General features: G+C 73.4%; 6 protein-coding genes and 1 pseudogene. 3 read left to right on the top strand and 4 right to left on the bottom strand.

The annotated features are described in order from the left end of the window. Positions 1 to 265: pseudogene (locus tag MPTA5024_RS14960) on the top strand (phosphoketolase); the annotation flags it as partial. A gap of 165 nt (positions 266 to 430) precedes the next feature. On the opposite strand, the gene mads6 reads toward MPTA5024_RS14960, so the two are convergent. Then, a complete protein-coding gene (mads6, locus tag MPTA5024_RS14955; RefSeq protein WP_036324655.1) occupies positions 431 to 1,837 on the bottom strand; it encodes a methylation-associated defense system protein kinase MAD6 in 1,407 nt (468 codons plus the stop codon). A 115-nt stretch (positions 1,838 to 1,952) separates the two neighbouring features. Beyond that, positions 1,953 to 2,879, bottom strand: coding sequence for an aminoglycoside phosphotransferase family protein (locus MPTA5024_RS14950; RefSeq protein ID WP_036324654.1), 927 nt, complete (start codon positions 2,877 to 2,879; stop codon positions 1,953 to 1,955). Between the two features lie 64 nt (positions 2,880 to 2,943). On the opposite strand from MPTA5024_RS14950, the gene MPTA5024_RS14945 reads away from it, so the two are divergent. Next, positions 2,944 to 3,993 carry an NAD-dependent epimerase/dehydratase family protein gene (locus MPTA5024_RS14945; RefSeq protein WP_036324653.1) on the top strand — a complete coding sequence of 350 codons (1,050 nt, stop codon included), beginning with the start codon at positions 2,944 to 2,946 and terminating at the stop codon, positions 3,991 to 3,993. Positions 3,994 to 4,039: 46 nt separating this feature from the next. Here the strand turns inward: MPTA5024_RS14945 and MPTA5024_RS14940 are convergent, their stop codons facing one another. Further along, on the bottom strand, positions 4,040 to 4,675 hold the full coding sequence (locus MPTA5024_RS14940) for a TetR/AcrR family transcriptional regulator (RefSeq protein ID WP_036324652.1): 636 nt from the start codon (positions 4,673 to 4,675) through the stop codon (positions 4,040 to 4,042). Positions 4,676 to 4,733: 58 nt separating this feature from the next. On the opposite strand from MPTA5024_RS14940, the gene MPTA5024_RS14935 reads away from it, so the two are divergent. Next, the gene (locus tag MPTA5024_RS14935; protein WP_036324651.1) at positions 4,734 to 5,081 is read left to right on the top strand and encodes a cupin domain-containing protein; all 348 of its coding nucleotides are present in this window, start codon (positions 4,734 to 4,736) and stop codon (positions 5,079 to 5,081) included. A gap of 85 nt (positions 5,082 to 5,166) precedes the next feature. On the opposite strand, the gene MPTA5024_RS14930 is transcribed toward MPTA5024_RS14935, so the two are convergent. Continuing rightward, positions 5,167 to 6,121, bottom strand: a 955-nt coding sequence (locus MPTA5024_RS14930; RefSeq protein ID WP_198167163.1) for a hypothetical protein, incomplete at its 5' end; no start/stop codon positions are given.

The raw sequence follows: 6,121 nt of genomic DNA, 5'->3' as shown, positions 1-6,121 counted from the left end.
TGGGCACGACAACCTGCACGTGCGGGGGTACAAGGAGGAGGGCACCACCACCACGCCGTTCGACATGGCGATGCTCAACGACATCGACCGCTACCACCTGGTGATCGACGTGGTCGACCGGGTGCCCGGGCTCGGCGCCCGGGCCGCGCACCTGCGCCAGCGGATGACCGACGCCCGGCTGCGGGCCCGCGCCCACACCCGTGAGTACGGCGAGGACCCCGCCGAGATCCGCGACTGGACCTGGCCGTACGCCACCTCCCGCTGACCGCGGCAGGGAAGAACGCCCCGCTGTCCCAAAAAGCCTCGCGCGGGCCGTGTGCCCATCCACACGGCCCGCGTGGCACGCACTCCGCCGGCGGCGTCGCGTCTCAATCCCCGGAGAGTCGGCGGCGTCGCGTCTCAATCCCCGGAGAGTCGGCGGCGTCGCGCGTCAGTCCCGGGAGAAGCGGCGCAGGGTCCGGCGCACCCGGTCCATCAGGGCGCCCTCCCGCAGCCGCGGCCGGGCGTTGCGCGCCAGCCGAAGCTCCTCCAGCGCCGAGGCGGCGTCCGGCCGCTTGGCAGGGGTGGGATCGCGCATCCGCCGTACGAGGTCCATGACCTCGGGAGCGACCCCCTTCGCGTCCGGCTCGGCGTCGGCTCCGGGCACCGGCAGCTCGCCGGTCAGGAGCTGGAACGCGATGACGCCCGCCGAGTACACGTCGGAGGCGGGCGTCATCCGGTCGGGCCGCGCCCGGCACTCCGGGGCGACGTAGTGCACGTCCAGGATGTTGGGCAGCTCGTTGGCAACCGTGTGCTTGCGCGGCCCCGGCTTGGCGTAGTCGAAGCCCGTCAGCATCGCGCCCCCGTTGTCGGCCACGAGCACGCAGGCGGGCGTCAGCGCCCGGTGGATCACGTTGTTGGCGTGCACATGGGCGAGCCCGGCCAGCATGTCCTCCATCACGCCGAGCTTGGCGTCCGTGCCGAGCTTGCGCCCGGTGAGGTGCAGGTGCAGGGCCTGGCCGTGCACGTCGTCGAGCACCAGCACGAACCGGCTCTCGTCGTCGATGGCGAAGAAGTCGCGCGAGCGGACGACGCAGGGATGCGGCGGGATCTTCGCGAGCGACTGGTAGGCGTTCGCGATGCGCCGCTGCTCGGCCACCCGCCGCTGCTGCTCGGCCATCGGGTCGGCCCGGTAGACCCGCAGCAGCACGGTCTCGCTGGTCGGGGCCGTCGCGTTGACCGCGCGGTACTCGGTGACCCGGCTGTCGCCGCCGAGCTGCTCCTCGACCTCCCAGTTGCCGAACCGGGGTGGGGCGGTCGAGCGGCGCACGGTCCCGTTCAGCGCCTCGATGATCGCCGTCCGGTACGGCCGGGCGTCCCTGCTGCAGCCGTGCCGCACCCGGGAGACGTCGCTCAGCATCGGGACCAGGCCGGGGATCGTCGTCACGTGGCGCGCGTCGCGGCCGGTCGGGTCGACCAGGACGGCGCCCGGCGCGGTCAGCACCACCACGTTGTCCACGTAGAGCCGTTCCAGCTCGCGGTGCTCGTCGATGAGCAGGCCCTTGAGCGCCCGCGCGGTGCCGCGCAGCTTGGCCACGGGGGAGCCGAACGCCTCCCTGTGCTGGGGGAACCACCGGGTCCCCACCACCTCGAAGCGGCCGCGGGCGCCCTTCACGTCGATCACGATCAGCGAGTGGCCGGTGAGGACGACCACGTCGACCTCGAACAGGTCCGCTCCGCGCGGCACCTCGATGTTGTGGAGCAGCAGCCAGTCGTCAGGGGCGTTGTCCCGCAGGTGCGCGATGACCCTTCGTTCGGCGTCATTGACGGGGCGTCCGCCACCGACGATCTGAGCCATCTCCCCTGTTCCGCCTCTCTGACCAGAATGAGAACTTAATCCTCCTAGGTATCGGTATTCCCGCGCCACCACTGAATTCCCCGCCTATGTCCAAGGGGAAATCTGGGACTCCAGATCAGGGGGCCCACAACGGGCGCATCACCTCCCCGATCGCCCGCTGTGCCGGGCCCATCCGGTGGACGCCGCCGGCCAGATCCCACAGGGTGTTCTGCAGAACCCGGCCCAGCGTCCATCCCGCGGCCCGCCGCCGGTCGAGCCCCAGCGTCTCGGTCATCAGGTCGAACCGGGTCCGTACGGCCCGGGCGGCGTCGCCGGACGCCACCACCTCGTCCCACCGGTTCCACAGCGCCGGCATCAGGTCGAACCCGGGGTCGCCGGCCAGAGGCTTGGGATCGATGGCGAGCCAGGGCTCCCGCTCGCCCGCGAGCACGTTCCCGTAGTGCAGGTCCCAGTGGAGCAGGCGGTCGCCGGGCTCGGGGAGCAGGTCCCGCACGGCCGAGACGCAGACGTCCGCGAGCCGCCGCTCCTCAGGGTCGGCGAGGCCGGGCAGCGCCCGGAGCGCCGCGGCCGGCATCGCCGCGGCGACGTCCGCGAGCCGCCGCAGGCCGGGCGGGGCGGGCAGGGCGGTCAGCCGGGCCAGCAGGCCGGCCAGGATCCGGACGGCCTCGGCGCCGTCGGGCAGTGTGGCGAGCGAGCGGTCCGGATCGAGCCGTTCCAGGAGCAGGGTGCCGGTCGCCGGGTCGGCGTCGAGCAGGAGGACCGCCCCCGCGCCGGCCCAGGTCCGCAGGCCCACCGGCTCGCCGTCGTTCTCCTCGTTCGCCGGTTGGAGCTTGAGCGCGGCCCGTCCGCCGCCGGCCCGCCGTACCGGGATGACGAGCGAGACGACGCCGTACGACGGGACGCCGTCGGGGGTGAGGTCCCATCGGTCGAGGAAGGACGCGGCGAGGTCGGGGAGCGCGTCGATCCAGGCGCGTCCGGCGTCCCCGCTGTGCCGGGCGTGGGACGCGGCCAGCTCCCCGGGCACCTCGATCTTGTACGGCACGCGCGGCTCCTCGTCGTGACGGCTGTCCAGTTTGCCCTGTTCGTCCTCGGGAACCGGGCTAGATATGCGAGTAGTCGTGGTTGGTGCCACCGGCAACGTCGGAACGAGCGTGATGCAGGCCCTCGAGTCCGAGCCCAGCGTCACCTCGATCGTCGGCGTGGCACGCAGGATGCCGGACTGGCGGACCGGGAAGACCGAGTGGCGGACGGCCGACGTCTATCGGAGCGACCTCACGGAGATCTTCGCGGGGGCGGACGCCGTCGTCCATCTGGCGTGGCTGTTCCAGCCGACCCATGATCCCGTCACGACCTGGAACTCCAATGTGATCGGCAGCGTCCGGGTCTTCACGGCGGCGGCGCGGGCCGGGGTCTCCGCGCTCGTCCACTCCTCGTCGGTGGGCGCCTACTCGCCCGGGCCGAAGGACCGGCCCGTGGACGAGGGCTGGCCCACGCACGGCTGGCCGAACGCCGCCTACTCCCGCGAGAAGGCGTACGTCGAACGGGTGCTGGACGCCTACGAGAGGGAGCATCCGGGCATCCGCGTGGTCCGGATGCGGCCGGGCTTCATCTTCAAGCAGGAGGCGGCGACCGAGCAGCGGAGGCTGTTCGCCGGGCCGTTCCTGCCGCAGCGGCTCGTCCGGTCGAACCTGATCCCGTTCGTGCCGGACATGCCGGGCCTGCGGTTCCAGGCGCTGCACGCGGCCGACGCCGGTGAGGCGTTCCGGCTGGCGCTCACGAAGCCGGTCGCGGGGGCGATCAACATCGCCGCCGACCCGGTCATCGACCCGGCCGTGCTGGCCGAGGTGCTGGGGGCGCGGCGCGTCCCGGTCCCGCCGGCGCTCGTGCGGACGGCGGTGGCCGCCGGATGGCACCTGCGGCTGATCCCCGCCTCGCCGGGCCTGGTGGAGATGGCCCTGCAGATCCCGATCATGGACGTCACGCGGGCTCACGAGGAGCTGGGCTGGCGGCCGCGTCACAGCGGGACCGACGCCCTGCGGGCGGTGATCGAGGGCATGCGCGAGGGCGCCGGGATGGAGACACCGCCGCTCGCGCCCGACAAGGGACCGGCCGGCCGCCTCAAGGAGGTCCTCACGGGCGTCGGTAAGCGCCCCTGAGAACCCGGCCTTCAGGTCGCATCGTCGCCTGGCGGAATCGGCGCCTTCAGATCCCGCCGTGCGCACCGTCACCAGGCGGGATCGGGCCGGCGGCGTGGGCGGCGAGCGCCGCGTCGAGGAGGGCCCGCGCGGAGCGCGTCATCGTCCGCACCGCCTGCTCACGGGTGAGGCCGGCGATGTCGACCAGCCAGACCAGCGACTCGATGCCTGTCGCCGAGCGGATCGCGACGGCCAGGTTGCGCACGTCGAGTTCCGGGTGGGTGCGGCGCAGCGGGGCGAGGGCGTCCTCGATCCAGCCGATGGCCCGCCCTCCGCGCAGCACCGGCTGCCCGGCCCCCGGCTCCAGCGACAGCCGGAGCGAGGCCCGTAGTTGCGGCTCCCACTCCAGGGTCAGCCGGGTGAAGGCCCGCATGACCAGGTCCAGCCGCGCCGCCGGGTCGTCGGGCGGAGAGTCGGGGAGCAGGGAGACCTGCTCGGTCTCGGGGTGCGCCGCCACCAGCAGGAGTCGCTGGTTGGGGAAGTAGCGGTAGGCGGTCGTGCGGGAGATGCCCGACACGGCCGCCGCCTGCTCCACGGTCGGAGTGATCCCCTGCGCCATCAGCTCCCGGGTGGCGTCCACCAGGGCCCGCCGCGTGCGCGCCTTCTGCTGATGCCGGCCCGTGAGCTCATATGGTACGGCCATAGCCATCATGGTACTGTCGTCCCATGGGACTTGAGTCCCATGAAGCCATGGAGGCGGCATGAGCCACGATCCCGTCCTGACCGATCCCGGCCTCTACACAGTGATCTTCGAAAACGAGCGGGTGCGGGTGCTGCGGTACCGCGACCGGCCCGGCGACCGGACCTCCCCGCATCGCCATCCCGACAGCGTCATGGTCACGCTGGCCGCCTTCACACGCAGGCTCACCGCCGGCGGCCGCCAGGTGGAGCTCGCGCTGGAGGCCGGACAGGCCCGCTGGCTGTCGGCCCAGGAGCACGCCGGCGAGAACATCGGCGACACGGAGACGCACTCGATCTTCGTCGAGCTCAAGGAGCCCGCGGCGCCGGCCGCCGCGACCGCCGCCCCGCTCGGACCCGACTCCCCGTAGCGCCGGGACGGCGGCCGCGGCCGCGGCCGCGCGGTGGGAGGTCCCGCCCCCGTGACGGGACCTCTCGTGCCGCCTGCCGTACGGCTCAGGAGCGCGGGTGCTCGCCGAGGCGGCCGACCCAGCCCATGTCCTCGTACGTCTCGCGCAGCGCGGGCAGGGGTCCGCCGCCGACGACCACGTCGAACTGCAGCAGCCTGGCCGTCCCCTCGTCGAGGATCATCCGGTAGTCGACCCTGCCCTCCACCTCGTCCTGCTCGGTGAGGGTGAGGGCGACCCCGGGTCGTCCGAGCGCGTCGGCCGTACGTCCCTGCGAGACGATGCCCGGCTGGTCGGCCAGCACCCGGAACAGGGCCGCGCGCGTCCCCGGGGTGATCGGCGCCGTCAGCAGGTCGAAGCCGGTGCTCCACAGGTAGGAGGCGTAGCTGCGGCCGTCCACGGCCGGGCTCTGCCGGTACAGCTCGCGCAGCCGCCGGGCCAGGGCGTCCCGCCCGGTGGGCAGGCGGCCCACGTCGGCCAGGGTCAGCGAGGGGTTGTCGATCGACAGCAGGCGCGGCTCCGTGCTGCGGGAGGCGGGCCGCTTCTCGGTCAGCTCAGGAGACCCGGCGGCCCTCCACTTCGCCTCGTCCTCCGGCGTGGCGAAGGACACGGACGGCCCCTCGACGACGTCCACGCGGCCGGCGCCGCGGCCGGCCCAGCTCTCCTCCACGGTGGTCGTGGCGGCGGCGTAGGGCATGGGGGCGGTCTTGAGCCGGAGAACCCGCTTGTCGAAGTCCTTCTCGTAGGCCTTCAGCTCGGCGGGCCGGTCCTTGAGCTCCGCGCGCTTGGCCCGCTCCTCCGCCGCGAGCTTGTGGATCGCGGCGTAGTAGTCGCCGGGGACCACGCGGACCAGTTGGGAGACGTGCTCCCGGGTGTACCAGAACCGGCCGGACGCGGACGGCTCCCTGGCCGCGGTCGCCGCCGCGGCGAGCAGCAGCGCGTGGGCGTCCAGGGTCCGCGAGGCGCTCGGCGTGCCGGCCGTCGCGCCTGCGGCGGGCGTGCCG

Source organism: Microbispora sp. ATCC PTA-5024, from assembly GCF_000511135.2.
GTDB classification, from domain to species: Bacteria; Actinomycetota; Actinomycetes; order Streptosporangiales; family Streptosporangiaceae; genus Microbispora; species Microbispora corallina.
Note: the sequence above shows the minus strand (reverse complement) of the source record. Positions and strands in the feature narration are given on the sequence as shown.